Origin of the sequence: Mesorhizobium sp. M0870 (genome assembly GCF_040319775.1) — a bacterium.
GTDB lineage: Bacteria > Pseudomonadota > Alphaproteobacteria > Rhizobiales > Rhizobiaceae > Mesorhizobium.
The window spans coordinates 1-23892 of sequence record NZ_JAMYOI010000050.1; the positions used below are offsets into that span (position 1 = coordinate 1).

25 protein-coding genes and 1 pseudogene are annotated in these 23892 nt (G+C 63.6%); 11 read left to right on the forward strand and 15 right to left on the reverse strand.

Annotated elements, in window-relative coordinates; genetic code table 11:
• The first annotated feature begins 185 nt into the window (after window positions 1–185).
• Complete coding sequence (locus NKH97_RS31945; protein ID WP_023813282.1) at window positions 186–1472, forward strand: hypothetical protein; 1287 nt, start codon at window positions 186–188, stop codon at window positions 1470–1472.
• Between the two features lie 29 nt (window positions 1473–1501).
• Here NKH97_RS31945 and NKH97_RS31950 read toward each other — a convergent pair whose 3' ends face one another.
• On the reverse strand, window positions 1502–2083 hold the full coding sequence (locus tag NKH97_RS31950) for a hypothetical protein (RefSeq protein ID WP_023813283.1): 582 nt from the start codon (window positions 2081–2083) through the stop codon (window positions 1502–1504).
• 121 nt (window positions 2084–2204) lie between these two features.
• Here NKH97_RS31950 and NKH97_RS31955 point away from each other — a divergent pair.
• Window positions 2205–2686, forward strand: a pseudogene (locus NKH97_RS31955) (HIT family protein).
• A gap of 16 nt (window positions 2687–2702) precedes the next feature.
• On the opposite strand, the gene NKH97_RS31960 reads toward NKH97_RS31955, so the two are convergent.
• From NKH97_RS31960 to NKH97_RS31970, 3 genes are all read right to left on the reverse strand, one after another.
• Window positions 2703–3284 carry a hypothetical protein gene (locus tag NKH97_RS31960; protein WP_023813285.1) on the reverse strand — a complete coding sequence of 194 codons (582 nt, stop codon included), beginning with the start codon at window positions 3282–3284 and terminating at the stop codon, window positions 2703–2705.
• On the reverse strand, window positions 3281–3877 hold the full coding sequence (locus NKH97_RS31965) for a hypothetical protein (protein WP_352799749.1): 597 nt from the start codon (window positions 3875–3877) through the stop codon (window positions 3281–3283). The genes NKH97_RS31960 and NKH97_RS31965 overlap by 4 nt, the downstream gene beginning before the upstream one ends.
• 89 nt (window positions 3878–3966) lie before the next feature.
• Entirely contained in the window at window positions 3967–4335 is a 369-nt protein-coding gene (locus NKH97_RS31970) for a hypothetical protein (RefSeq protein ID WP_023813287.1), read from the reverse strand.
• 189 nt (window positions 4336–4524) lie between these two features.
• Between NKH97_RS31970 and NKH97_RS31975 the strand changes: the two genes are divergently transcribed.
• Window positions 4525–4827, forward strand: coding sequence for a hypothetical protein (locus NKH97_RS31975; RefSeq protein WP_031213614.1), 303 nt, complete (start codon window positions 4525–4527; stop codon window positions 4825–4827).
• A gap of 241 nt (window positions 4828–5068) precedes the next feature.
• Here the strand turns inward: NKH97_RS31975 and NKH97_RS31980 are convergent, their stop codons facing one another.
• Window positions 5069–5773 carry an XRE family transcriptional regulator gene (locus NKH97_RS31980; protein WP_023813289.1) on the reverse strand — a complete coding sequence of 235 codons (705 nt, stop codon included), beginning with the start codon at window positions 5771–5773 and terminating at the stop codon, window positions 5069–5071.
• Between the two features lie 212 nt (window positions 5774–5985).
• Between NKH97_RS31980 and NKH97_RS31985 the strand changes: the two genes are divergently transcribed.
• Both NKH97_RS31985 and NKH97_RS31990 read left to right on the forward strand, forming a co-directional pair.
• Window positions 5986–6252, forward strand: coding sequence for a hypothetical protein (locus tag NKH97_RS31985; protein WP_245273285.1), 267 nt, complete (start codon window positions 5986–5988; stop codon window positions 6250–6252).
• A gap of 114 nt (window positions 6253–6366) precedes the next feature.
• Window positions 6367–7017, forward strand: coding sequence for a GcrA cell cycle regulator (locus tag NKH97_RS31990; RefSeq protein ID WP_023813291.1), 651 nt, complete (start codon window positions 6367–6369; stop codon window positions 7015–7017).
• 250 nt (window positions 7018–7267) lie between these two features.
• Here the strand turns inward: NKH97_RS31990 and NKH97_RS31995 are convergent, their stop codons facing one another.
• On the reverse strand, window positions 7268–7576 hold the full coding sequence (locus NKH97_RS31995) for a DUF982 domain-containing protein (protein WP_023813292.1): 309 nt from the start codon (window positions 7574–7576) through the stop codon (window positions 7268–7270).
• Window positions 7577–7684: 108 nt separating this feature from the next.
• On the reverse strand, window positions 7685–7966 hold the full coding sequence (locus tag NKH97_RS32000; RefSeq protein WP_023813293.1) for a DUF982 domain-containing protein: 282 nt from the start codon (window positions 7964–7966) through the stop codon (window positions 7685–7687).
• Between the two features lie 243 nt (window positions 7967–8209).
• Between NKH97_RS32000 and NKH97_RS32005 the strand changes: the two genes are divergently transcribed.
• Together NKH97_RS32005 and NKH97_RS32010 are read left to right on the forward strand one after the other, a co-directional pair.
• A complete protein-coding gene (locus NKH97_RS32005) occupies window positions 8210–8803 on the forward strand; it encodes a DUF6456 domain-containing protein (RefSeq protein WP_023813294.1) in 594 nt (197 codons plus the stop codon).
• A 107-nt stretch (window positions 8804–8910) separates the two neighbouring features.
• Window positions 8911–9846 (forward strand): HNH endonuclease, encoded by a 936-nt coding sequence (locus tag NKH97_RS32010; RefSeq protein WP_023813295.1) that lies wholly within the window; start codon window positions 8911–8913, stop codon window positions 9844–9846.
• 72 nt (window positions 9847–9918) lie between these two features.
• Here NKH97_RS32010 and NKH97_RS32015 read toward each other — a convergent pair whose 3' ends face one another.
• From NKH97_RS32015 to NKH97_RS32025, 3 genes are all read right to left on the reverse strand, one after another.
• A complete protein-coding gene (locus NKH97_RS32015) occupies window positions 9919–11943 on the reverse strand; it encodes an acyltransferase family protein (protein WP_352611053.1) in 2025 nt (674 codons plus the stop codon).
• Between the two features lie 244 nt (window positions 11944–12187).
• Window positions 12188–12493 (reverse strand): hypothetical protein, encoded by a 306-nt coding sequence (locus tag NKH97_RS32020; RefSeq protein WP_023813297.1) that lies wholly within the window; start codon window positions 12491–12493, stop codon window positions 12188–12190.
• Between the two features lie 164 nt (window positions 12494–12657).
• Window positions 12658–13404, reverse strand: coding sequence for a helix-turn-helix domain-containing protein (locus NKH97_RS32025; protein WP_352759385.1), 747 nt, complete (start codon window positions 13402–13404; stop codon window positions 12658–12660).
• A gap of 229 nt (window positions 13405–13633) precedes the next feature.
• Here NKH97_RS32025 and NKH97_RS32030 point away from each other — a divergent pair, with 229 nt between their 5' ends.
• Window positions 13634–13918: a hypothetical protein gene (locus tag NKH97_RS32030; protein WP_128305546.1), complete on the forward strand. Its 285-nt coding sequence runs from the start codon at window positions 13634–13636 to the stop codon at window positions 13916–13918.
• On the opposite strand, the gene NKH97_RS32035 is transcribed toward NKH97_RS32030, so the two are convergent.
• A complete protein-coding gene (locus NKH97_RS32035; RefSeq protein ID WP_031213618.1) occupies window positions 13919–14644 on the reverse strand; it encodes a Crp/Fnr family transcriptional regulator in 726 nt (241 codons plus the stop codon).
• 654 nt (window positions 14645–15298) lie between these two features.
• On the opposite strand from NKH97_RS32035, the gene NKH97_RS32040 reads away from it, so the two are divergent.
• Window positions 15299–15508 (forward strand): hypothetical protein, encoded by a 210-nt coding sequence (locus NKH97_RS32040; protein WP_023813302.1) that lies wholly within the window; start codon window positions 15299–15301, stop codon window positions 15506–15508.
• 75 nt (window positions 15509–15583) lie between these two features.
• On the opposite strand, the gene NKH97_RS32045 is transcribed toward NKH97_RS32040, so the two are convergent.
• The 4 genes from NKH97_RS32045 to NKH97_RS32060 all read right to left on the reverse strand — a co-directional run bounded on the left by NKH97_RS32045 (window position 15584) and on the right by NKH97_RS32060 (window position 20083).
• Entirely contained in the window at window positions 15584–15700 is a 117-nt protein-coding gene (locus NKH97_RS32045; protein WP_352759383.1) for a putative RiPP precursor, read from the reverse strand.
• Window positions 15701–15803: 103 nt separating this feature from the next.
• Window positions 15804–16835 (reverse strand): hydroxyacid dehydrogenase, encoded by a 1032-nt coding sequence (locus NKH97_RS32050; RefSeq protein ID WP_352759380.1) that lies wholly within the window; start codon window positions 16833–16835, stop codon window positions 15804–15806.
• Between the two features lie 428 nt (window positions 16836–17263).
• Window positions 17264–18454: an FAD-dependent oxidoreductase gene (locus NKH97_RS32055; protein ID WP_352632174.1), complete on the reverse strand. Its 1191-nt coding sequence runs from the start codon at window positions 18452–18454 to the stop codon at window positions 17264–17266.
• A 117-nt stretch (window positions 18455–18571) separates the two neighbouring features.
• A complete protein-coding gene (locus NKH97_RS32060) occupies window positions 18572–20083 on the reverse strand; it encodes a glucosamine inositolphosphorylceramide transferase family protein (RefSeq protein WP_352611061.1) in 1512 nt (503 codons plus the stop codon).
• A 249-nt stretch (window positions 20084–20332) separates the two neighbouring features.
• On the opposite strand from NKH97_RS32060, the gene NKH97_RS32065 reads away from it, so the two are divergent.
• Complete coding sequence (locus NKH97_RS32065) at window positions 20333–22435, forward strand: GumC family protein (RefSeq protein ID WP_352799755.1); 2103 nt, start codon at window positions 20333–20335, stop codon at window positions 22433–22435.
• 1 nt (window position 22436) lies between these two features.
• Complete coding sequence (locus NKH97_RS32070) at window positions 22437–23723, forward strand: VpsF family polysaccharide biosynthesis protein (protein ID WP_352799757.1); 1287 nt, start codon at window positions 22437–22439, stop codon at window positions 23721–23723.
• Window positions 23724–23892: the final 169 nt, after the last annotated feature.

Consider the following 23892-nt stretch of genomic DNA (forward strand, 5'->3'; position numbering starts at 1 on the left):
TTCGCCAAGCCAAGGTCCGGGCGGCCGCCCGGACCTTGGCTCAATCGCTCTAATCCCACGAAATCTCTCTCGTGTAGATACAAGGGGGGTGCCTCGCACCTGCGCTTGCTAGGGACCCCCATTCTTGCAAAACAAGCATGCTTTGCTAGAAAGACCTGGGGCGGGTGGCATCGTGAGAGAACCTCATGTTTGCCGATATCATCAGACCGATCACCTTGAGTTTTTCGCTGCTGCGGCGGTTCTGGCCGCAACTCGTGGCACTCGTGCTGGCCGGCGTGCTGGTCGGCGATCTCCTCATGCAGCTCGCGGCGAAGGTGGCGCTGGCCAATCACTTCGCCGGGCTGGCGATGCTGACGCTGGTGGCGCTGGCGCAGCTGGTGGTGACGGTGGCGATGTTCCATGTGTTGCGCCCCGGCCTGCCGCATGTGCTGGCCGCGCAGCGCAGCGCGGACAAGGCCGCAACCACCGAGGCGCAAGCCGTCAAGGAGCCGGGTGCTGTGGACCGGCGCGGCTCGCGGCTGGTGCGGATGATCACCATCGCGCTGCTGCCGTTCTTCGCCTATTACGCGGCCTGGGGATTTCTGGGCGACATCGTTCGCCAATATTCGCGCGCCACGCTCGACCAGGCCGATTTCGGCCAGAGCGCCAATGTGCTCGACGTGCTCGATTCGCGCTGGCTGCTGGTCTCGGTGGCGGTGTCCTGGCTGATCCACCGGCTGGCCAAATTCATGCAGACGAAAACGAAAGCCGCCTCGTTCTGGCAGATCGTCGTGGTGATCTGCGAGACCAACTGGATCTTCGTTGGCCTCTATGTGATCAGCCGCTGGAAGGACTCGGCGCTGCAATGGCTGATGAGCCGCAATTTCTGGTCGGCCCTGCAGGCCTCAGTGGACGGGCTGGCGAACCCGGTGCCGATGGCCTCGGCCGCCCCCATGGTGCCGGTCGAGTCGATCGCGCCATCGACGGTTGCCGTCAACCTGTTCTTCTTCATGTTGCTGCCGCTGATCTGGCTGGTGATGGCGGCGCTGATCTATGGCTATGACGTGCGCGACGATGCCGCCCTGATGCGCGTGCACGGCCGGCTGGAGCGCGCCGGCCGGCGCTATGTCGGCCTGCCGAAATTCCTGCGTGATTTCGTCGAGCATTTCATCGCCGGTTACCGCTCGCGCTATCTGCCGATCGCCAACGGGGTTCGGCTGACAGTCAGCTCCAGTCTGGTGCTTTTGTGCACGCTGGTCGTCGGCTACCGCTTGCTCGACTGGGGCGCTGCCTGGCTATGGCTGGGCACGACGCGGCTGATCGGTCCGCACGAGCTCGACGTCTGGCAGATTTTTTCGCATGGCGTGACGCTGCTGTTCGGCAGCCCGTTCCAGGATTCCTCCACCGGCATCCTGATCGAGCCGCTGCGCATATGCTTTCTCGCCGCCGTGCTGGAGACAGCGTTTTCGATGGCGAAGCGGGCGGGGAAGTGAATTCTCTCCGTTTACGGGGAGAAGGACGCTCACTTCGGCGGCCTCTGAAAGCGCAGGAACCACGGCCGCTCGCTGCCCAATCCGACAGCCGGGCGGATGGTCTTGATGGCGTCCTCGGGCACGATGAAGGTTTCGCCCACGGTGATGATTTCGCCCTTCTTGGCGCCGGAGAAGATCGCCGAGGTGCAGTTCATCACGCCGTCCGGCAGGCCGACGCCGGAGATGAAGTCGGACAGCCAGCGGCGCCCGGCGGCGTCGGTCAGTATCACCTTGCAGCCCAGCCACTGTTTTTGCAGATCGGGGTCGCCAACCGTTACCGCAAAGGTGGCGATGACGGCGAAGGCGTGGTCGGGCAAGCGGCCGGCCTTGCCGCCGCGCAGATCGGCCAGCCGCCACTCGCTGCCGCCGAATGGCACGGACTGGCCGAACTCGACATCCCTGGCGATGAGGTCGTCGCCGTGCAGCCATTCACGGACGCTGTCATAGCTGGTCTCGGCCAGCGTCAGCGGCAGCAGGATAGCGAGCGCGGCAAGACCGCGCCGGCGCCATTTTTTCTCGGTCTCTCGGCCTTCGTCGGCGGCTGGTTCGAGATCGGTCGAAACTGCGGTCATGCCTTTGCCTTGGTCTTGCTCAGTGTTGAGAGTTTCGAGCGCAAACTGCGCTGCGGAATTGCTTTGGGTTCAAGCTGGGTTACTCTGAAACGATTGAGCTCCCTGCATCGGAGAACAAAATTTGCAGAGTCCCGAACCGTTTCAGATTTCCGCGACGGATTTCTGGCTCCTGAGCCACCGGACTGACTCTGCTCTGCCCGGGTACCTGGTGCTTGGTTCCAAGCTGCCGACCAACAACCTCTTGGAACTGCCGCAAGCGGCTCTGGCCGAATTGGGCCCATTGCTTGCGGAAGCTCAGAAGGCATTGACGTCGCGGCTGCGGCCTAACCGGCTCTACATCAGTCGCTACGGCCATTCTCCGGGTCATTCGTTCCATTTTCACCTGATACCTGTCTATGACTGGGTCGAACGGCTCTTCTGGTCCGACCATCGATATCGATCCTTGAACAGTTCACTGATGCGTCAAGCGAACCGGGCACCGATGGCGCGGAACTCACGCTGTTTATTTGGAGGGAATTTTGTGAGCGGGCCGATCCACCCCCTGTCGAAGGTCCTTCTGTTGCGGAAGTGATTGCATTGCTGCGCCAGGTCATGGGCAGTTAGGCTTGCGCGCCCCTTCCTACAGTCGCGCATCAAGATCGTATTGCGGCAAGACATCCGCTGGCTGGCCATCGGCGCCGGTCGGCACCGCGTCGAGGCTGATGCGGGCCTGGGCGTCGAGCGGGCCGAACCGGCGCGCGGCGACCAGCAGGCTGGCGCCGGGGATCTGGTCGGGCGGCATCTCGAAGATGAACAGGCCGCGTCTTTCCAACCCCGGATCAATGGAATGCGGCGGCATGTCCTGGCGGTAGCCCAGCCGTTCGCTCTGGTGGTAGCGCAGGCCGGTCGGGCCTTGCCAGGTGCCGTCGGCGACCGTGGTGGAGGTGCTGGTGGCGGTGAGACTGGTCGTCACCACCGCCCACAGGCCGCTGGTCGTCAAAAGCTTCTCCTGGCCGAACTGGTCGCTCTTCAGCGTGCGGGCAAAGACCACTCTGTCGAGGCGGACAGCGAAGCTGCGCGCCCGCACCGTGTCGTGGACGGCGCCGTCGACCGGGATCGGTGCGGTGAGCTCGGCATAATGCGGCTTCGACACCTGCATGCCGTAGCTCAGCGCCACGGTGGTGGCGAGGATCAGGAGATTGCCGATGGCCCGGATATTCATGAGCCGCCTTTCCGTGAGTCTGCCACGGGCAGGTCGACGACGGGCAAGGTGACGGTGCCGAGCCGAGTGGGATTGAACCAGCCGGGCGTCCCGTAAAGGTTGTCGCGCGGCTTGAAGAGCTCGGCGATGATGCCGAAGCTGAGATTTGCCGGCACGATGGCGTCGCCGGCAAGCGGCCAGACATAGGCCATGCGTTCGGTCATGCCGGGATGCAGTTCCGGCGTCAGAGTCGAATCACGGGTCAGCGCGATCATCGGCAGGCCGTCGAGCAGAGCGAGTCCGTCCGGCGTGAAGACATTGAAATAGGCCTTGTCGGATTGCGCCGTGCGATTGGTCAGGTCGACCTCCAGCACCAGCGCCTTCTGGCCTGGTTTCAGCGGCACGCCATAGACCTTGGCGCGGCTGACATATGCACGCACCGGCTTGAGATGCCAACGCCCGGCATCGATGGCGGCATCGGGCGGCAATTGCGGCGGGGCGTGGGCGGGCAGGGCGCCGAACGCGCCCATCAGGCCGGCGACGAACAGGGCGGCGATGGTTCCCGCGCCGGCCGTTATCCAGGTTTGAAATTTTGAGCGGGCAGTCTTGAACATTCCAAACTATGCACGTCGACGATCAGCCACCCCTGCGCAGTCTAGAAAGAAAAAATTGCTGATGGAACCCGCAAATGGCTGGTCCAGCCTCACGCTGCTTCGCGCGCCCATAGAAGATGGCCATGGCGACGAAAATACCGCGCCACCAGCCGCTGTTGCTTGGCCCTGATCAGGTCGGGCAGGCGCCGCTCCTGGCGCCAGCGCGGTATGTTGCGCCAGCAGGCTATGAAGCGGACGGCGTCCTCGATGGCCTCCTCCGCCGAGAGGGCCGGGCCAATCGCGGCCAGGAACAGCGCCTCCGACGGTTTCAACGCGTCGATCACCGCCTTGCGCCTGACGTGATCCTGACGGGCGTGGGCGATGCCGTTGCGGCGGATGGCTTCGAAGGCTTCAAGCAGGGCCAGGCTGTCGCCGGCGTAACCGCAGGAACGGGCAAAATCGGCGGCAAGGGCGTCCATTATCGCTCCCGGGTTTGATGCAATGGGCGGGTTCGTGCTCCGACTCACATTTGCATATCCAGCGTGAAAGCATAACTCAAATTACCTTAGAAGAAAAACTTCTGGGAAAGTTTGAAAACTGCGACTCGACTCCGGGCGCAAAACACAGGAATATGCGAACAAATCAGGAACAAAGACGAGGCAGGGGCGATGGCATTGCCGGGCAGGGAACCAACAATGGCGCATGTCGCCTCGATCTCGGTCGAGTGCGCGGATTGCGGCCGCAACCGTTGGTGGCGGCCCGATCAGTTGAAGCGGTTCGGCGTGACGAGGAACACGCCGCTTGCCGCTCTGTCGGGCCGCATCGTCTGCTCGGCCTGCCGTGCCGACGGACTGCCGGGGGCGACCGTTACGATCCAGGCGGCCTTCATCGACGAGCGCCAGCGCGTGCGTAGCGAAGCGCAGATGCTGAGCGATCGCGAGGTGCCGCTGGAGGGAGCGCGGCGGGCTTGAGTCTTGTCGAAAGGGTGAACGGCCGGTTCGCGTAAGCGAATTGATCGTGCCAGTGGCACGATCAAAGGCCAGCGAACGCCGGGGCGCTGCGAAGCAGCGGGGACCCGGCAGGTGGATCCTGCGCTACCCGGCCCTTCGCAAGCTCAGGGCGTTCAAGGCTCGAAAAGCCAAGCAATTGGCTTTTCGTCCGCTGTGCGGACCGCCTTTCACCCCCGCAAGGGGAGAAGGCAAGAAGCGCTCCTCAATACCCCAGCAATTCCTTCAGCGAAATCACGCGCCAGACATGTTTGATGGCGTAGCGGTTGAAGGTCAGCGTCTTCGGCGGATTGTATTGCTCGACCACCAACTCGCCCGCCGTGCGTTTGACCAGCTTCTTGATGAAGGCCTTGCCGTTGCGCTCGTTTTCTTCGGGGAAGGTCTCGATCACCACGTGGTCGCCGGGCACCGCGTCGCGGCCGCCGCAATAGATCAGGTCGCCGGGCTCGTAACGCGGCACCATGGAATCCGAGAGCACGTGCAGGGCGAACACCTTCGGCAGGTTGCGCACGCCCGGCGGGCGCTGGACGTAGCCTGCCGGCTCGCCGTTGAAGGTGAAATCGCCATCGTCGCCGCCGACGGCCGCGCCTAGCACCTCGATATCCATCGAACCGGCGGGCAGCGGACCGGCATCGGTGACGATCTCCGCGTCGGCGACCGGTCCGGCATCGTCGAGAAACACGACCTGCCCTTGGCCCAGCGCCACCGGGTCGACGCGCAGGAAGGCGGCGGTCTTCAGGAGGTTCTCGGTCTTGGGCAGATTGCGGCCGGTTTCCCAGTTGCCGACGGCGGCGACATCGGTGTCGTTGTGCTCCGCAATGTGGCGCATGACCAGGCCGCGCTGCTTGCGCGCCTTGCGGATCGCCGCCCCGACCTTGATCGACAGTTCCGTTTTTGCCATGGCGCCCATGTGAGCGATGAAAGCGGCTCTCGTCTATGAAAGAATGGCTTGCATATATTTTCGAGTTATGCTTATATCCGGTCATGCAAAACCTGTCCAGCTTTGATGGCGCCGAGTCGCCGGCCTCACGCGAGGCGCATCCGGCGGTCATAACCGCCGCCCATTCCCTTCCGCCCCGGCCGTCCTCCTCCCCGGCCGGGGTGAAGCCCGAGGCTCAGTGCTTGACTGCACCAGCCTCGGGTCCGGTCCGCCTGTTTCCGGCGACCGGAACGGCCGGAGCCGCCGCTCCCAGCGGCTCCGGTCCCCAATTCGGCCGGCATGGCGCCGGCGCTGTTTTTTCGGCTGGCCGATCCTGCATCCGCACCGAGGACGGCACCGTCATCCTGTTGGACAGGCTAACGGGCAGGGCGGTTTCCGCCCTGGACAGAAACACGGCCGAGGCGCGGCTTTTGCACCTTGCCGGCGGGAAATCGGCCCAATCCGGCTGAGGCTGGCCGGCTGACAGCCGGCTCTTGAAAAACAACCTGACTGCGGCCCGGCCACCGGGTCGAACCTTGACGCTGCCCGACGGCGCGCGGCCGAACTTTGGATGGAGCTGGTATATGGCAAGCTATAGCGACGCGGAATTGCACGAGATCGGCCGCTGGCTGAAGGACGGGCTTTCAGCCTCCAGGATTGCAGTCGCGTTCACCGCGCTGCGTGGCAGTCCGGTGTCGCGCGACGCCATCATCGGCATCGTGCATCGTAACGCCATGCTGGGCGCGATCGGCTTTGCCAATGGCAAGGGGCCGCCGCCGCGAGCCAGACAGGCCGGGGGCAAGCGCGCTGGAAGCAAGCGGGCCGATGGCATGTCGGCGAATGCGACGCCTGCCGTCGGCAAGATGCATGGCGTGCTTGCCGCCAAGGATATCCATGCGCGTGAAGTGGCCCGGCCCAGGCGCGCCCATTCGTTCGTGCGCGAGGCGGGCGTGCTGATCGCCGACGGCGTAGCCTATCGCCTGGAGGTGCCGGCGCCGCCGCGCGCGGCCATCGGCCGGCAGCCGCATGGCGTGGCGATGCGCTTCATCGATTGCCTGTTTTCACGCTGCCGCGCGCCGCTGGATCTGACGGTGGAGGAGGATTCTGAAAACGATGCGCCCGGCAGCCGGCCGGGCGCCGACATGCTGTGCTGCGGCATGCGCACCACGCCGCTGAAAAGCTATTGCACCTACCATCAGGCGCGCTTCCAGCGCCGCGTATTTGTGGCGGGATGAGCACGCTCTCCCATTGCTGCGCCAGCCTCATCCGGCCGCTTCGCGGCCACCTTCTCCCCGTGGGGGAGAAGAGAGGGCACCCGACGGTGCAAGTCTCCTCTCCCCTCGGGGGTCCGAAGGACGGACGAGACACGTGGCTCGCCCCAAAATGGTCAGCCGAGCGAAGCGGAGGCTGGGTGAGGGGGCTGCCTCGCCGCACAAAGGTGGAGGATCTGAGATGAATCAAGCCCGGAGCAAAATCGCCAGAACCTTACTTCGGCATTTGCCGGCCCTGCTTGGGCGTGCGGCTCTGCATGCTCCTTGCGTCCATCGCCATCGCCGGGTTGCCTTCGGCGATCAATATGCCGGTCACCCGGGCAAAGCCGGTAAACACCTTCATGGCGTCGGCTTCGGAAATCTGCGCGGCGATCGCCGCGCTGCAGGCGTTAAGCGCGCTGCGGTAGACATGGCCGCGTCGCTCCAGCGGCCAGCGCTGCAGAAAATCGGCGGCTTCGCTGACGCTGTCGATCTCTTCGACCTCATCCTCCACCCGCACTTTGAGCGGCACTCCGGTTTTCATCGTACCCACCGCGTTCACCTTCGCTTTGCGCGCGGCTCTGTCTACCGCATCCTTAAACGCGCCCCGCTGGCGGGCGGTTGCATCAATTTTTCGGCTGGCTGGCGATCCTCATGGACTAGCCACCGCGTCCAGCCAGTCATGGGCGCGGCTTTTGGGCCTGGCCACCAGTATGTTCTGTTGCTTGGCCGCCCTGGTGAAGGCGTCGAATGCGATGCGCTGGCAGCAGGTGCCGTCGACGGCGAGCGTAACCAGCCGCGTCGCCTCGAGATAACCAGGTGCTGTCTTGTCGGGCCATTGGTGGCGCAGTGCCTCGGCTGCGCCGGCCACCGAACTGACCAGCATGGTTTTGTTGTCGCAAAAGCGCACGGTAACCGGCATGAAGGCTGTCATCGGCGAACCTCCCCTTGGCGTGGACGCGACATAACGTCGAAAGCTCGCGCCGGTTCCATCAGCCTGGATGCCGGGCGGCAAGGATGGTGGCGCAGCGGCGAAGAGGCGACGACCTCCGGTTCAACGAAGGCCAACCGAACGGCGGCCCTCTCCGCCCTGCCGACCATGTGGGGAGATGCCCAACAGCGCGAAGGATCGCCGCCTTGCCGTCCTCCATCATCCCAAGCCAACCAGGAGCCTTCCATGAGCAAAAAGACCAAATCCGCAAAACCGCAGGCGCCGAAATTGCCGAAGGGTGAGGCCGAGCAGGTGCGCATACGCCGCCAGATCGGCCATGATTTCGCGCTCAGGGATGACGCCTTCGGCCGCAAGCGGCTGGCGGCGGGAACGCTGGAGGCTGCTCGTGTCTACGAGGTGTCGAATGACGGCCACGCCGCCGCCGGCGGCATCGTGCGGGTGCGCGCCATCGATGCGCTTATCGGCATCACCTCGCTGTCGCGCCAGCAGCGCGAGGCAGGCCTGCGCTACCGCGAGGATTTCCGCTGCAGCCAGCAGGCTGATGTCAAGCCGATGCGCTGGACCGAGCGCGTCGACGGCGGCCGCGAGGGCGGCGGCATCGCCGACAGCGTTCTCGACGCCGGCAGGGCCTATGCCGCCGCCACAAGAGCGCTAGGCCATTGGGAGGTGGCCGCCGTGGTGCGACAAGTCTGCTGCGCTGACGGTTCCCTCAAGCGCCTGTCCGAGCAGACCGGCGAGGGCCGGAATGTGGTGACAAAGCTGCTGAAGGTGGGGCTGGATCTGCTGGCGGTGCATTACGGGATGATGATGAGGAGGTGAGGTGGTGAGGTGGTGAGGTGGTGAGATGGTGAGATGGTGCAACGGATGGCTCGCACGATGCGTAAAACATCGCTAGCCTAGGCGTTTGCATTCCCAGGAATAGAATCGTGAAAGCCGTTTTCGATGTGAAGCCGGGTTCTGGCTACGACGATGACATCACCCGCCGCTATCAATTCCCCGCTCGCAGCAATTATCTGGACGCTGCCCGGAACGCCATTGGCGACTGGGTGCTGTTTCGCGAACCGCAGCGCAATGGCGGCCGTCGTGCGTATATCGCCTATGCGCGTGTAACAGATGTCTTGCCGGATCCTGACCGATCCGACCGTTACTATGCCCATGTGACGGACTATCTCGAATTTCCTACACCGGTGCCTTTCGTTAAGGATGGCCGCTACGCGGAGGCGCTGTTGCGCGAGGTTCTCGACCCCAGCCACGTCGGCCAAGCCGTGCAGGGCAAGTCGATGCGCCCGATCCTGAGTGAGGATTTCGACAACATCGTGCTGGCTGGTTTGAATGAGACACTTGACCCTGCCAACGCCAGAAGGCTCAGCCCCGACATGCTGCCGCTGGATGTTCCATGGCCGATCCAGCCTGGTTTTGCCGGACAGCCCGGTTTTGCCGAGACGGTCGATCGTCGGGTCGAACAGATCTTGCTGAACCGCAAAATCCGCGACGCCACCTTCCGGTTGGAAGTCTGCCGTGCTTATGAGGATAAATGCGCAGTCACCGGCTTGCGCATTATCAATGGTGGCGGCAGGGCCGAGGTTCAGGCCGCTCATATCAAACCTGTCGCGGTCGGCGGGCCGGATGTTGTCCGGAACGGCATCGCGCTATCGGCCACCGTGCATTGGCTGTTCGATCGGCATCTGATTTCGATAGACGAAAACCATCGACTGCTGGTCGCGCACAACCGGGTGCCGAGCGAATTGAGAAATCTCTTCCGTCCGGAATCCCAGGGTTTGCATTGGCCCAAGGATGCGCGGTTGATGCCACATCCGGCGTTTCTGGCTCATCATCGCGAGCTGTTCGCGGGGGCGCATTGATTTGCCGCGCCGCGCCGCCCCTCATCCGCCTGCCGGCACCTTCTCCTCGTATAGACGGGGAGAAGGGAACCTCTAAAACAAGGCCCTCTCCAATGGCCCCGCCAGTGTCTCGGCAAAGCCCGTCGCCAGGTGGTGCCTGTCACGAAACGCCAGCTTGCCTGATATGACGACGTGGCAGGTGGTCGGGCCGCAGAATTGGTTGGTGAGGTCGATGTAGCGGGTGTCGGGTACGCTGGTCACCACGGCGCGCTCGGCGGCGGCGGTGCTGTCGTTGGCGGCGTCCGCCCTTGGCGTATCGCAGTGCGGCGAGGGGGCTTCGCGCCACCACAGGGTGCGCGCCACGCAGGAGCCGGCGAAGCTGGCGTTAATCGGCGTGTCGCGGATAACAGCCGTCTCGACACCGGCCCGGCTGAAGGCCTGCAAGGTCGAGCGCAGGCCGGCCTGCCAGCGCGCTACTTCGGCGGTGCGTTCGGCGGCGGGCAGGTCGCGGGTCAGATTGCCGATGGAGAATTCGGAGATCACCACCAGGCGCGGCTTGCGGCGGATGATCTCTGATATGGCCTGCTCGCGCCAGGCGTCGCATTCGGTGTAGTCGCGCTTCAGCACGGTGTTGAAGGTGGAGAGCCGCGAGGCGCGGCACGATGATTTAAGATAGGTGATGACCTTTGTGTCGTTGCGCTTGGCCGCCTCGATCAGCGGCGTCGACCACTGGTCGGCGTGCGAATCGCCGAACAGCACGATGGTGCGGGTGGCATCGGCCGGGCCGAACATACAGGGTTTCGGCGTCACTGTTTGGAAGTCGGCCAGGCAGTTCTTGTCGACGGCCCGCGCGATGGAAGGTCTTTCGACCGCCTGCTCGATGCCGCGCTGCTCGGGGCCGATATTGCGCGTGGCCAGATGCGCGTTGGCATAGGCGACCGCCACGCCGGTGCCGGTCAGCATCAGCGCGGGAACCAGCACAAGGCCGGGAAAAGCGCGAAGCGGTTTTGCGTCTGGAATGACCCTGGGAAAGGCGCGGGCGCCCACCGCCATCCAGGCGCCGCGCCGCGCCGGGTCTTCGATCAAATGATAGGTGAGCACCGACAGCGCGAGCGCCAGCACGCCACAGCCAAGGCGCTGCGGCACGGAAAGGTCCGGCGCCAGCATCCCGGCATAGACGATGACCGGCCAATGCCAGAGATAGAGCGAATAGGAGAGCGTGCCGATCCATTGCAAGGGCGGCAGGGACAAAGCGGTAGCCGGGCCAAGGGCTTGCCAGCCGGTCCGTCTATTGGTCTGCGGCCCGCCGACGCCGCTCAGCAGCACCAGCACGGTGCCGGCCACCGGCAGCAACGCGTACCAGCCGGGGAAGGGCAGGTCCTCGCTCAACAGGAGATAGGCCGTCGCGATCAGCGCCAGGCCGAGCCAGCCAAGTGCGGCCCGCAGCCAGATGCGGTGCTGCAGCAAAGCCATGGGGACCAGCGTCGCCAGGCCGCCGGCAGCGAACTCCCAGGCGCGCAGCGGCGAGAAATAGAAGGCCCAGGCGGGTGCTGCGCTGGTCAGCCACTGGCAGGCGGCGAAGGAGGCAAGGCCGGCAACGCCGATCACGGCTGCGGCCGTTCGCCGGCCCGGCCGCAGCCAAGCGGCCAGCAGAAGCAGCGCCGGCCAGGCCAGATAGAACTGCTCCTCCACCGACAACGACCAGAAGTGGATGAAGGGATTGCTGGTGGCGTCGGCGGCGAAATAGTCGAACGACCAGCGCAGCAGCCACAGATTGATGGCATAGGCGGAGGCGAACATGGCGCCGCGCGAATAGAGCGCCTGCTCCTGCGGCGCCAGGATGAAGTAGCCGGCGGCCAGCGTAACCAGGATGACGAACAAAGCTGCCGGCAGAAGCCGCCGCGCGCGCCTGGCATAGAAGCGCCAAAGGTCGAGCCGGCCGGTCTCGCCGATCTCCTGCATGAGGTGGGTTGTTATCAGCCAGCCCGAGATGACGAAGAAGATGTCGACGCCGGCAAAGCCGCCGGGGAGCGAGGTGAGGCCGAAATGGTAGGCGACGACACCGCCGACAGCGAGCGCGCGCAATCCTTGTATGTCCGACCGGAACGATGCTGCCACGACGGCTCCTTCGTGCAAGGCCCAGCCCCTGCGCAACGTCGGCCGGGCAGGCTGATATCGCAATGCAACAAATTTATCGCAGTGCAACATAAAACAATTTTGTCGCAGTGCAACATAGCAGGAATGGAAATGGGCCGGCGCGCCGGCCGGGCTTGATCGTTGCGTGGCGGGCTTGGCCGCGCGCCCTGCGGCAGACGCAAAACAGCCCCGCGAAGGGGCTGTTTCTCATCGGTTCGCTGGATTGCTACTTGCTGCCGCCGTTCGCTTTCACGCTGCTGCAGAATTCCGGATGGCTGTTGGCCGCAGTGGCGTCCTTCGCCTCGTCCTCGCAGGCCTTCATCATCGCGGTCTGGTCGTCCGGCGTAAGGGCCTTCCAGGCTTTAACGAAGTCGTCGTTGCTGACCATCGTCTTCATGCCGCTATCGGTGTAGAAGGGCTGCATCTTGGCCGGATCGTCGAGAGCCGACGTGCCGGTGTCGCCTGCCGCAAGCGCGGAGCCGGCAACCATCGAGAGCGTCATCGCGCCGAAACAGATCATCTTGATGTTCATGGTGTACTCCTCCTGTTGCTTTGGGATCGTCGAAGCAACGATCAGTTGGAAAACGACAGGTTTGGGTGAAAGTTCCGGCATTTTTTGCGCAAAAATCCCGAAACGAAGAAAAATATAGTCGAAAAACTTGAAACTTTCCCCGATTTTTCCCGTAGAAAGCGAGTTTAGCGGGTCTCTCGTGCAAGACTGACCACCAGCCGATCGACGCTGGGGTCGTCGAGACTGACGATATGGGACATCAGCATCGCTCGCCTCATGCTGATCCTGGTGACGTCCTGCCGCATGATGACCGACACAAAGGCCGGCCCTGATCCGGTGAGGACGATCGCCCTGCCGACCAGAACTGGTTCGGAGATGGCAGCCCACTGTACGGTCATGATCGAGGGCTCGCTTGTCTGGCGGCGGTTGATGCCTGTGAAATAGATCCAGTTCAGGCGCGAGATCGCCACGCCGTAATGGTTGCCGGGCATTCTCGAACCACCCTGGCCATCGCCCGGAGCCCAGCGCGTTACCCGCCTGAAGGTGACGAGATCGGCCTCACGCCGCACGAAGGTGACCGAGCGCATCAAAAAATCGGGTCGGCCGGGGATCGAAAAATAGGTGAAATAGGTGCCTCCGGCGATGGCGGGCGACGGCGGCCGCACCATGTTCTCGTACAGTGCCTCGCGCAACGTTGCATTGCTGTCGCCCTTGGCTGCCGCGGCGGCCGGCTCACGATACAACTCATCCTCGTCGATCTTGAAATAGTCGCAGATCAGCCTGGCGGTGGCTTTGTTGGGAACCGCCTTGCCTTGCAGATAGCGCTCGAACTGGGTGCGGTTGATGCCAAGCTCACGGCACACCGCGCTGACGGAAGCGTGGCGTTGGACCAGCCGCCTGAGATTGGCGGCGAGATTCTCGCGGATTGGCACGACATCTCCCCGACAGACGTACGGACCAGTATTCAAGCGATAGCTTATATACACTTGCATGACGTAGCGAGGGTGCGAAGATGGACCTTTGTCCAATAGGGCGAGGATCCCGTGGCGCGTAGACTGTACGATTTTGACAGTCCGGCTATGCAAGCCCCGCAAATGGGCGTATTTCGGTGGCAAGAGCGACCTCAGATCGGCCTCTCGACATCCTGCAATGGAGGGCGGTTTGGATCATACCGGCCTGGTCGAGCTTCTGGACTACACACAAGCGCAATTGACGAAGATCCGCCAGGCGGTCGCGGCAAGCGAGCACGCCGGTGCCATGTTCACCATCGACTGCCTTGTCGGAGCGGCGGCCGAGCAGACGAAGTGCAAGCTTGCAAGTCTGGAGCATGCCGGCTTGCCGGTCGGCAGGGATGGGCCGATTGGCCGAGGCGCATTTGAAGGCGGTGCGGCGCTGCCCGGCAAAGCGACATCGGGCAAGCCGGATGCCGGCGGCGACCGCTCCTGATCAGGGCGCGCCGATCTCGCCGATCAGCCTTGCATATTCGGCCTCGGCTTCGCCGTAACTGCCATTGGCAAGTTCCAGCAGCCCGGCGCGGTCACGAATGACGATCTCGCCCCGACGCGAGCGGATCAGCGCGCGGCCTTCGAGCAATTGAAGGGCAACGGTGACGCCTGGCCGCCTGACACCAAGCATGATGGCCAGGAATTCGTGCGTGATGGCGAGATGTTCGCCCGGCACGCGGTCGTCGCACATGAGCAGCCATCGCGCCAGCCGCTCCTCGAGCTTCAGCCGCGCGTTGACGAGCGCGGTGCAGCCGGCCTGGGTTTGTAGCGCGTTGATGAAGCGCAGCAGGAACATGCGCATGGTCGCACTTGCCGCCAATGCTGCCTTGAATGCGCCGGCTTCGATGCGGATCGCCTCGCCTTCGAGTTGTACATAACAGGCATGCGGCGCACGGTCGTCGCCCATCACCAGGGAGTATCCCGTCATGCCTTCGAAGCCGATGAAGCCCACTTCGGCCTCTTGGCCGCTCGCCGTGCTGGCGACCACCGAACCGATGCCCTGTTCGATGAAGTAGACGGCCTCGATCGGAATATTCGGGGTCACAAGCATCATGCGTAGCGGCAAGTCGCAGCGCTGCATGTGCGGCTCGAGCAACGCCAGATCATCCGCAGGCATGCGTCGCAGCAGTTGGTTTCGGTATTGATGATTTTTGTTGGGATCAGACATGGCGTGGCCCAATGCAGGGCAAGAGCCATCCAATCTCCCAGCCGTCCGTGCCCGTAAAAACGTGCGGACGATCGCCTATGTATAGGGGCGCAGAACGAATAAAGCTATGAATGCGATGTGAAATTCGAAGCACGGCGCCCCCCAACGCCCGTTCGCATATGAAAAGATCGGCCTGAATGTTAGTGTCGGAAACGTACCAAGCGCCACTTGGTACAAAACCGACATATATCTTGAGAGCGTCGGATCACGGTGAGGGCCAATAAAATCCGCCGGCTAATGACAAAGCGCCATGTCGCGCTGGGCTGAGAACCGTTCGGCAGACCGGCGGGAGAATTGTACGATACTTACTGTGATGAGGCCGATGTTGACTCTTGCTCAGTCCGATTTCATTTTTTGACCGACAGCGTCAAGGAAGTGGTCGCTGCTCCGAAAGGGGCTTCTTATGCCGAGCCTTCATAAGCGCAATCCCGGTTTCCATCCTTCCGATCTGCAGCTGTGCCAGCGCGTCTTCGATCGGGTCTGCCTGGAGCGCAAACTTGACCGCATGTCAGGGGAGTCGGACGTACAGCGGCTGGCAGCCACAGTGTTTTCGCTGTTTCAGAATGGCTGCCGCAATGAAGGCGAGTTGCTCGAAAGTTTCAGGCGGACCCGCCAATGACCAAGGCCAGGATCACGTCCGCGACACCGGCAGCCAAAAACGAACCTTACGACGCTGCGATCTTCGCCCGGAAATACGGCATGTCGCGGAAGGCCGCGGAGGTCGTGCTGTCCGCGAACGGACCGTCCAGAACGGCTTGTGACGCTGCCGCGCGCTCTTTTATGGAAGCGGTCGCGCGCAGAGCGAAGAGCAGCCATGAACACTGAAGTTGCGAGCGACTGCCGTTTCGCCGCCGACCCGCAGGCGCGTCCAATGCTGCCTTGATCGGACACCGTAAGGCGTCAGTCTATCGGGCCTGTCGGACCTGTCACTCCTGAAGCGGCTTGCTGCGCCGTCACGGCAGAGAGTTTCTGCCGTTTGAGCAGCATCGGTTTTTCATAGATCTTCTTCATGTTCATGGCTTCCCTCCGCAAAATTCGATTGCGGGAGCGTCGTCGCCGGCCGCGCTCTTGTCAAGCCGACCTTGTCGAGGGTCGGCCGACCGGGACGAAAATCCACGCTTCAATTCCTGTCGGCCGGCTTGGAACGCATGCGCGAAACCGTCTCGCGCTCGGCGCGCTTGGAGCGCAGCGGCGGCAGGCCGCGGTCGATCAGGTCCATGTCCTCCAGCACCATATCGCCCATGCGCTTGAAGGCGATGTCGAGCGCGCCGGCACGGTGAGCCGAGCGCAGGAAGCCGGGCAGGGTGCGCACCGGATGGTCCCGCGCCAGCGGTTCTTCGGGGAAAACGTCGCTGGCGGCGACGATGTGGCCGCTCTTCACCGCCGCCATCAGCGCCGGGAAGTCGACCACGCCGGCGCGGCTGAGCAGGATGAAGGCGGCGCCCTTGCGCATGCCGGCAAAGGCGTCGGCACCGAGAAAACCCTGGTTCTCGCTGGTCACCGACGCAACGACGAAGATGAAGTCGCTGGTCGACAGCACCTCGTCGAGAGAGGCCGGCTCGACGCCATTGTCGATGAGGATGGATGGCGGCAGCCAGGGATCGAAGACTTTGGTGCGGGTGCGGAAACCCGACAGCAGCCGGTTGAGCGCCCGGCCGAGATCGCCGAAACCGATGATGCCGACATCGGCGCCGGACAAGAGCCGCGCCGTCTGGTTGCCGTCGCCGCCCCACAGTTCCTGTCCCTGGCGGAAAGCGAGATCGGCATCGACGATGTCGCGGGCGAGGTTGAGCGCCATGGCAAGGCCAAGCTCCGCGACCGGCTCGGCGAACACCAGGCCGGTGGTGACGACATGGATGCCGCGCGCGAACAAGGTCTCGTAGGGCATGTTGTTGATGAGGTTGGTCTCGACATTGAAGACGCAGCGCAGCGCCTTCATCCGGTCGAGCGTTTCGGGCGATATGGGCGGCTGGCCGATGATGTACCGCGCCTCCGCCAGCACGTCGGCCGGCAGTTTCGCGACGCCGTCAGCGGTCGTCTCGACAATGCGATATTGCGCCTTGAGCCGCCCCAGCTGCCGGGCTGTGAAGATCAGGTCGAGCGTGCGTGGTTCCGGCGCACTGATAACCAGCGGCAAGGCGCTGTTGGACATGACTATTCCCTCTGTTCCCGATGGCCAAAATACCTTGGATGAAACGATTTACAACATCGCGCGGGGAGGCAAGGAGAGCGCGATTGGCGCTGGGATGAGGTGCCCTGTCGGAGCCGATATGTGCCGCAATGCAACAGTGAAGAATCGTTTGACTACGATGGCGCGGAAACGACGTAAGGACCAGTAATGACACAATTGACACGGGGCAGGGAATTGGTTCTGCTGGCACCGTACTAATTTGGACGGCACTTTACAGTGAAGAAATACGAGAAACCAACATTGCAGAAGCGCGACAGGCTTTCGGGCGTCACGGCCCAGACTGCCCCATCGACACCTCCGCCGATCCTCAGTGATTGATTGGCGCCTGATGCATTCGCCTGACAAGGGCAATCAATAGCAGCAATCGATAGGGCGCGACTGGTCGCGCCCTATCGCATATTGGCCACGGGCGCCCGCCGCTGCCCCAGATGCCGGACCTTGCGGCCGATGATCATCAGCTGGCGCGCGGTGTTGTTGCGCAGGCGCCTTGCGCGCCATTCCAGTCCGGTGCCGGCGGTGATCGACTTGGCATAGTAACTCACCCGCATGCCATCCTCATCGGCAGCCACCTTGACCGGGTCGTCATAGAAAGCGTTGATCTTGTCAGCCGCCATGCCTGGTGTTTCGAGCCATCGTGGAATGTGAACCGAATGGAGCTGATCGACGTCGGTCATCACGCGGCCGATGCCGACGCCCGGTGTTGGACACGTCGTGCAGAAGGCATCGCCGATGAAGATGACCCCGTCGCGGCGATGGCCTTGCGTGGTGCTCAGGCTGATCTGCCTGACCTCGACAGGACTTGCGACTTCGAAGTTGCCACATCGCGCTGCTATTTCGGGCATCAGCTCGCAGAGCATCTTTTGCGGCTCCTGGCGAAACGCCCGCGTCCACGCTTCGGCCACATTGCGATAGAGGAACATGTTCGCCCGCATCTTGTCGCCGAGGGGAAAGATGCTGATGTAGGCGATACGGTCGGCAGCCCGCCTGCTGTAGCAGGTGACGGACTGATGACCGAAATTACGCGGCGAGATGGCGAGGTCGAATCCCATGGACAGTGAATGCGCCTTCGATTGCTCGATACGCTCGACCCCGACGGCGCGCCGCACCGCCTCGCCGTGGCCGGTTGCCACCACCAGCAGGCGGGCATCGATGACGGCGCCGTCGGCCAGCACAAGCCGCTGCCGGTCCGGTCCAGTCGAGACTTCGGTTACCTTGCCGACCGTCAGCGGCACTTGCGCAGGCAAGGCATCGCGCAGGCCATTGATCAGCGCGCCGTAGGAGAATGTGAATTCAGCCTTCTTCTCATGCGCGAAAAACTGGCCGAGGCGAAAGACATGCGTGTCGGTCGTCGAGGTGACGAGACGCTTGAGTGTCGCATCGAGGCCGAGCTTTTCGAACAGCAGCATCTGATCCATGCCGATCTTCTCGGCCCGGAACTCCTCGTGGTGGACGCGGTGCGGATCGATCAGCGCCACCTTGCGCCCGGCTTTTCCCAACAGCATGGCTAAGGTGGTCCCAGCCATTCCGGCACCGACGATCGCCACATCGACTTCGGCCGGGCAGGCCTCTGAGATACTCATTCTGCTGCCCTTTCTGGTGGCAACTGCACGTTCACAATCTCCGGTAGAAAATATCTTCCGGACCTGAATCAACCGCAAGCAACCGGAGCGCGTGCCTGGTAGTAACCAATGTTTAGGTTAATCGCGGGCCCGCTGCTTCCAGCGCGGTGCGATCGCCGAGCCATCGATGAACTCAAAGCCGCCAGCCTCGTTGAGCGTGTGAAGTTTACGCCCACTCCATAGCGCACCTGGATGCAAGATGTTTTCAACGACCTGCTCCATGCCGATCAAATCAAGGTGAGAAATGCGTGCGATGCCAAGCGCCGCGCCATAGCTCCTGCGGCAGTCCTGGACCGGGCGCAGCAGGTCGTTGCCGCGCCTGACCATGCGGCCGGCCGGCCGCGCCGAGGCGATGTCGATCAGCACGGGATTTTTGGGATGCGGCGCCCAGGGGCCGCGAAAATCCGGCGCCGACCACAGATGCAGCGTGTCGGAGAAGGCGCCGCCGCCATCGCGGACGGTGGCGAACAGCCACCAGGCGCCGCCATGCTCGACAAGCGTGGCGTCGCTGGCCACGACACCGGACAGAAGCGTCGCCTCCTTGACCCATCCGCCGGGAAAGGCGGTGGCCCGGTAGAGATCGACGGTGCCGTTGGCGCAGCTTTCCGGCACCATCCAGACCTCGCCGTCGCGCTCGAAGACGAAGGGGTAGGAGAGATGGTAGGGCAGATCCAGCACCGGTTCAGGCCTTCCGAGCGGGCCTGCCGGGCCGAAGGGCACGGCGGAGATGATGGCTTTGCCGAGCTGGTGAATATAGTCCTCGACGAACAGGGTCAGCTGGCCCTGGTAGAGGATGGGAAACGGATCGGCGTAGAAGCGGCTGCCATCGTCCGGCAGCTCTTGCCAACCCGACGCCGGATGCGCACGCAGGTCGAACAGATCGGAACCCCCGGTTTGCCGCCAGCCGACCTTCCAATGCGGCGCGTTGTAGCAAAGGTGATAGATCTTCTGGACGATCCGCCGCGCCAGCGCCTTGCCGGCTCTGACCCCAAGCTTGCCGGCCGAGGGCATTGGCGGCGGGCTGCCTGCCTGCGCCGGCTCTGGCAGATCGGGCACCGACTTTGCCGCGCCTGACATGGCAGCGACGATCAGGCTTGCTGTGCGCGCCAGCATATCCTGGAAGGACGCCAGCGCGATGCCGCCATATTCTGTGCCCAGACGCCCGGCGGCGATCGCAACGCCGTTCTCCTCGATGCGGGCAAGCGGCGTGCGGCCGGCGAGGGTCAGGGCCAGCAAGGCCGCTTCCCCGCTGGCGCCGTCATAGGTGACGCGCCAGACCCGTGTGCTTTCCAGCCTGACATCGCCGCAGAGATCGACGACCAGGTCGGGCGAAGCGGGGGACCGCCGATAGGGCGCGAGCGCCGAAAGCGGCACACGCTTGGCTAGTCCATCATGGGCCAGTCCATCATGGGCCAGTCCGTGTATCGCCGTTTCGAGTTGAAACAGGGCCGCGGCGCTGCGCGGAATGCCGCCGCCCGCCGGCCTGACATCGACGGACAGTTCGACGTCGCCGAGCGCGGCAAGGCGCTCCAGCAGCGTGAGATGAAAGGCGCGGACGCAGTCGCCGTCCAGGCGTAGACTTATCTGCATGGTGGAGGTCCGAAAAGGCGGTGCCCGGCCTTGCCGGCCAGGCCGGTCCGGTCAAATTGTAACCCCATCTGCATTCGTCTCCGCTCGCTGCGTAGCCAACACCTCGATATGTATATTTTTAAGCAAACCGCGTGCCAAAATTCACGTCACCTCTCAACATAATTAACAATGTTTTAACAGTTGGAGGAATAGCTAGGTTATCGCCGCAAACTGATCTTGCCGGCATATGGAGTATTGTCGGAGGCAGCCATGCAATCATCCCTGCCCATGGTTCCTCAGCAACACTCTCCGGATGCGGCACGCGCGGGATCATACGCAGCTTCGACTGTCGAACTGGGCGACCTGAAGCGCATCCTGGTGCGCCGCCGGTTCTGGATCTTCGGCACTGTCGCGCTGCTGACGCTGGTCGCCCTTCTCTACGGTCTTTTTACGCCGGCGCTCTACAGCTCGGCGGCGGAAATCCTCATCGATCCGCAGGACCTGCAGGTGGTCACCAACGACGTCAATCCCAGCCGTATCTCACCCGATGGCGGCATCACGCAGGTCGAGAGCCAGGTCAGCGTGGTCCAGTCGACAGGCGTGCTGATGCGGGCGATCGCGGCGACAAACCTGACGCAGGATCCGGAATTCAACGGGCAGGGCTTGCTGTCGCGCCTGCTCGGTTCGGCATCGGCCGAAGGCGACAGGTCGGTGCAGACACTCGACGCGCTGCGCCGGCGCCTGGCGGTGAAGCGGGCCGACAAGGTCCTGGTCCTCGACGTCATCGTCACCGCCAAGAGCGCCGACAAGGCCGCCCTCCTGGCCAACGCCATCGCGCAGGCCTACCTGGTCGACCAGGCGAGCGCGCGCGCGAAAATGGCCAGGGACGCCTCCGAGTCGATCACCGCCCGGCTGGACGAGCAGCGCAAGCGTGTCCAGCAGGCCGAGAATGCCGTCGAGGCCTACAAGTCCGCCAACAACATGGTGATGGCGGCAGGCAATCTGGTCAGCGACCAGGAACTGACCGAGATCAACACGCAGCTTGCGGCGGCGCAGAGCCGCACCGCGGCGCTGAAGGCGCAGGTCGACCAGATGCGCCGCCAGAGCGGCACGGCGGACGCAACCTCGGAAGCGATGCGCTCGGCGGTGATCTCGAGCCTGCGGGCGCAAGAGGCGACGCTGGTCGACCAGGTCTCGCAGCTCGGCACGGAGCTGGGGCCTCGTCATCCTTCGCTGATCGCCGCCCAGCAGCAGCTGCGCGACACGCGCCAGCTGATCGCGCGCGAACTCGGCCGCATCGCCACCGCCACCGAGACGGACTACGAACGGGCGCTGGCCAACCAGCAGGCGCTGGAAGCCAAGGTCGCCGGCATGAAGAGCAAGTCGCTCGACACCGACCAGGCCTCGGTGCGGCTGCGCGAATTGCAGCGCGATCTCGAGGCGCTGCGTTCCGTCTACTCGAACTATCTCCAGCGCGCCCAGGAGACGCGCGAGCAGATCAATGTCGACAGCACCAATGCGCGCATCATCTCCAACGCCATGCCCGCCTTGAAGAAGAGCTGGCCGCCTTTGCCGCTGCTGTTGCTGGGCGCGATATTCGGCGGCCTTGGGCTCGGCACCGGTCTGGCGTTGATCGCCGAATATTCCTCGCCGACGGTGCTTTCCAGCGCGCAGATGCAGTCGGCGATCGACGCGCCGGTGCTGGGCGTGGTGCCGGCAAAGTCGGGCACTGGCCGGCGCTGGTGGCCTTTCGGCGGGGCGCGCGCCGTCGCCTCCAGCCAGAAGACCGACGCCGTCGTCGGCCTTGCACTGAGGCGCATGTTCAGTTCGGGCCAGCGTCCGGCGGACTGGCCGCTGGTGCCTTCCATCCTGGTGACATCGTCGCCGGGCGAGGGCGCGCAGCGCAGCCGGGTGGCGCGGCTGCTGGCCGATGCCGCGGCGTCCAGGGGCAGCCGTGTGCTGTTCATCGATGCCAATGCCGGCGGCGGCGACCAGAAGGATCGGCAGCCGGGAATCCTCGATGTGCTGCGCGGCGAGTATGCCTTCGAGGCCGTCAGCCATTACGCCGCCGGCAGCAATGTTGCCGTGCTGGGCAGGGGCCGCTCAAAGGCGGTCTTCCAGGAAGCGCATGGCATCTATTTTGCGCAGCAGATGCTGGCGCGGGCCCGCCGGAGCTTCGAGCTTGTCGTCATCGACGGCGGCGCGCTGGCCGACAATCTCAATGCCTCGCCGCTGGTCGCCATGGCCGACGAGATCGTACTCGTCGCCACGCTGAACGCCACCCCGATGCGCGACGTCACGACGACCGCGCAGGCGGTTTCCGTGATGGGGCGGTTGCCAACGGCCGCCTTGCTGGTCGACGAGGCCGCCTGATATGGCGGCCAGTTGGAGCGCAAGCGCTTCGAACCATGGTGTTGCCGCACCCCGCGCCGGCACGTCGCTCGATGCGCTGACGCGCTTCGGACTGATCGCGGCGGTAGCGGTGCTGTTCAGCATCTCGGGCGGCATGCTGTGGCTGGTCGGCTACAATTATGATGGCCTGTTCGGCAACCCGGCGACCAAGATCCACCCGTCCACCTATCTCATCGTGCTGCTGCTTGCCTGGCGCTCCTGCACCTTCGGCAATCCGGTCGGCTATCTAGTGCATGTCGCCGATAGGCGTCCGGCCAGCGCGCTGATGGCCGCCATATCGATCGTGCTTCTGTTCGTCGTCATCGCAAGGCAGCGGCCCGGCATGGCCGGCATGATCGATACGTTCGTGGCCGCGGCACTTCTGGTCCTGATGCTCAGCGAGGACGACGAACGGACCTTCGCCGGGCTGCAGACCGTCGTTCACGTGGTCATGACGGCGAATGCGCTGCTTGCCCTTTTCGAGTTCGCCACCAAGACGCTTATCTTCCCCTATCGCCTGGACGGCGTGGCGTTTACCACCGATCTGCGCTCGAGCGCGCTGCAGGGGCATCCGCTTGCCAATGCCATGGTGACGTCGATCTATGTGCTTGCGCTGCTCTCCGGTGCCAGATCCCTGTCGATGCCTGTGCGGATAGGGTTGATCGGCCTGCAATGCGCGGCACTCGTCGCCTTCGGCGGCCGCACGGCGATGGTGACGACGGTGGTGCTAGGCGGCTGCTACCTGCTTTTTCAGGGCACCACCAAATTGCGCCAGGGCCGCGTCAATCTCTTGGGTGCGGCACTCGGCTTCATGCTTGCCGCACTGCTGCCGGTCGTCATCATAGTGGCGGCATATCTGGGCTTTTTCGACGCGCTGCTGGAGCGCTTCGTGTCGGACAGCGGAAGCGCCAATGCCCGCGTCGAGATGTTCGAGCTTTTCAAGCACCTGGAATTGCGCGATCTGATCGTGGGGCCGGATGTCGAGCTGATCGACAGCCTGCGCCGCATCAACGGTCTCGAACAGGGCATCGAGAACCCGATCATCCGCACGGTCCTCTATCAGGGCGCCTTCTTCACCCTTTTGCTGACGTTCGGCTTCGTGCTGTTCCTGTTCGAGGTGGCGCGCCGCTGCCATGCCGGCATCTGGCTGCCGATGCTGGGCTGGGTCATCCTGATCAACACTTCGGAAAGCGTCGCGTCGAAGACGACGCTGCTGACCAAGTTCGTGGTGCTGGCATTGGTGCTTTACCGGCCGGCGCGGGTGTGGTGAGACAAAGGGCGCAGCCGGCGCAAACCTGGACATGACGAACGAAAACCTCCGCGATTAGCTTTGGGCTCGCCGCGCTTCGTCATCCTAGAGCGATTCCTATTTTGAGAGAATCGTAGGATTCCCAAAGCCGGATGTTTGTGATTCAAGATGCTGGCTGGATTGGAGGCCA

Excerpts from the sequence above, each read along its gene's own strand:
- NKH97_RS32065 (WP_352799755.1), top strand. The coding sequence starts at position 20,333 with ATGCAATCATCCCTGCCCATGGTTCCTCAGCAACACTCTCCGGATGCG.
- NKH97_RS31945 (WP_023813282.1), top strand. The coding sequence starts at position 186 with ATGTTTGCCGATATCATCAGACCGATCACCTTGAGTTTTTCGCTGCTG.
- NKH97_RS32000 (WP_023813293.1), bottom strand. The coding sequence starts at position 7,966 with ATGACAGCCTTCATGCCGGTTACCGTGCGCTTTTGCGACAACAAAACC.
- NKH97_RS32040 (WP_023813302.1), top strand. The coding sequence starts at position 15,299 with ATGACCAAGGCCAGGATCACGTCCGCGACACCGGCAGCCAAAAACGAA.
- NKH97_RS31980 (WP_023813289.1), bottom strand. The coding sequence starts at position 5,773 with ATGGGCGCCATGGCAAAAACGGAACTGTCGATCAAGGTCGGGGCGGCG.
- NKH97_RS32050 (WP_352759380.1), bottom strand. The coding sequence starts at position 16,835 with ATGTCCAACAGCGCCTTGCCGCTGGTTATCAGTGCGCCGGAACCACGC.
- NKH97_RS31975 (WP_031213614.1), top strand. The coding sequence starts at position 4,525 with ATGGCATTGCCGGGCAGGGAACCAACAATGGCGCATGTCGCCTCGATC.
- NKH97_RS32070 (WP_352799757.1), top strand. The coding sequence starts at position 22,437 with ATGGCGGCCAGTTGGAGCGCAAGCGCTTCGAACCATGGTGTTGCCGCA.
- NKH97_RS31965 (WP_352799749.1), bottom strand. The coding sequence starts at position 3,877 with ATGTTCAAGACTGCCCGCTCAAAATTTCAAACCTGGATAACGGCCGGC.
- NKH97_RS31960 (WP_023813285.1), bottom strand. The coding sequence starts at position 3,284 with ATGAATATCCGGGCCATCGGCAATCTCCTGATCCTCGCCACCACCGTG.
- NKH97_RS31990 (WP_023813291.1), top strand. The coding sequence starts at position 6,367 with ATGGCAAGCTATAGCGACGCGGAATTGCACGAGATCGGCCGCTGGCTG.
- NKH97_RS32020 (WP_023813297.1), bottom strand. The coding sequence starts at position 12,493 with ATGAACATCAAGATGATCTGTTTCGGCGCGATGACGCTCTCGATGGTT.
- NKH97_RS31950 (WP_023813283.1), bottom strand. The coding sequence starts at position 2,083 with ATGACCGCAGTTTCGACCGATCTCGAACCAGCCGCCGACGAAGGCCGA.
- NKH97_RS31995 (WP_023813292.1), bottom strand. The coding sequence starts at position 7,576 with ATGAAAACCGGAGTGCCGCTCAAAGTGCGGGTGGAGGATGAGGTCGAA.
- NKH97_RS32060 (WP_352611061.1), bottom strand. The coding sequence starts at position 20,083 with ATGCAGATAAGTCTACGCCTGGACGGCGACTGCGTCCGCGCCTTTCAT.
- NKH97_RS31970 (WP_023813287.1), bottom strand. The coding sequence starts at position 4,335 with ATGGACGCCCTTGCCGCCGATTTTGCCCGTTCCTGCGGTTACGCCGGC.
- NKH97_RS32035 (WP_031213618.1), bottom strand. The coding sequence starts at position 14,644 with ATGTCTGATCCCAACAAAAATCATCAATACCGAAACCAACTGCTGCGA.
- NKH97_RS32005 (WP_023813294.1), top strand. The coding sequence starts at position 8,210 with ATGAGCAAAAAGACCAAATCCGCAAAACCGCAGGCGCCGAAATTGCCG.
- NKH97_RS32045 (WP_352759383.1), bottom strand. The coding sequence starts at position 15,700 with ATGAACATGAAGAAGATCTATGAAAAACCGATGCTGCTCAAACGGCAG.
- NKH97_RS32055 (WP_352632174.1), bottom strand. The coding sequence starts at position 18,454 with ATGAGTATCTCAGAGGCCTGCCCGGCCGAAGTCGATGTGGCGATCGTC.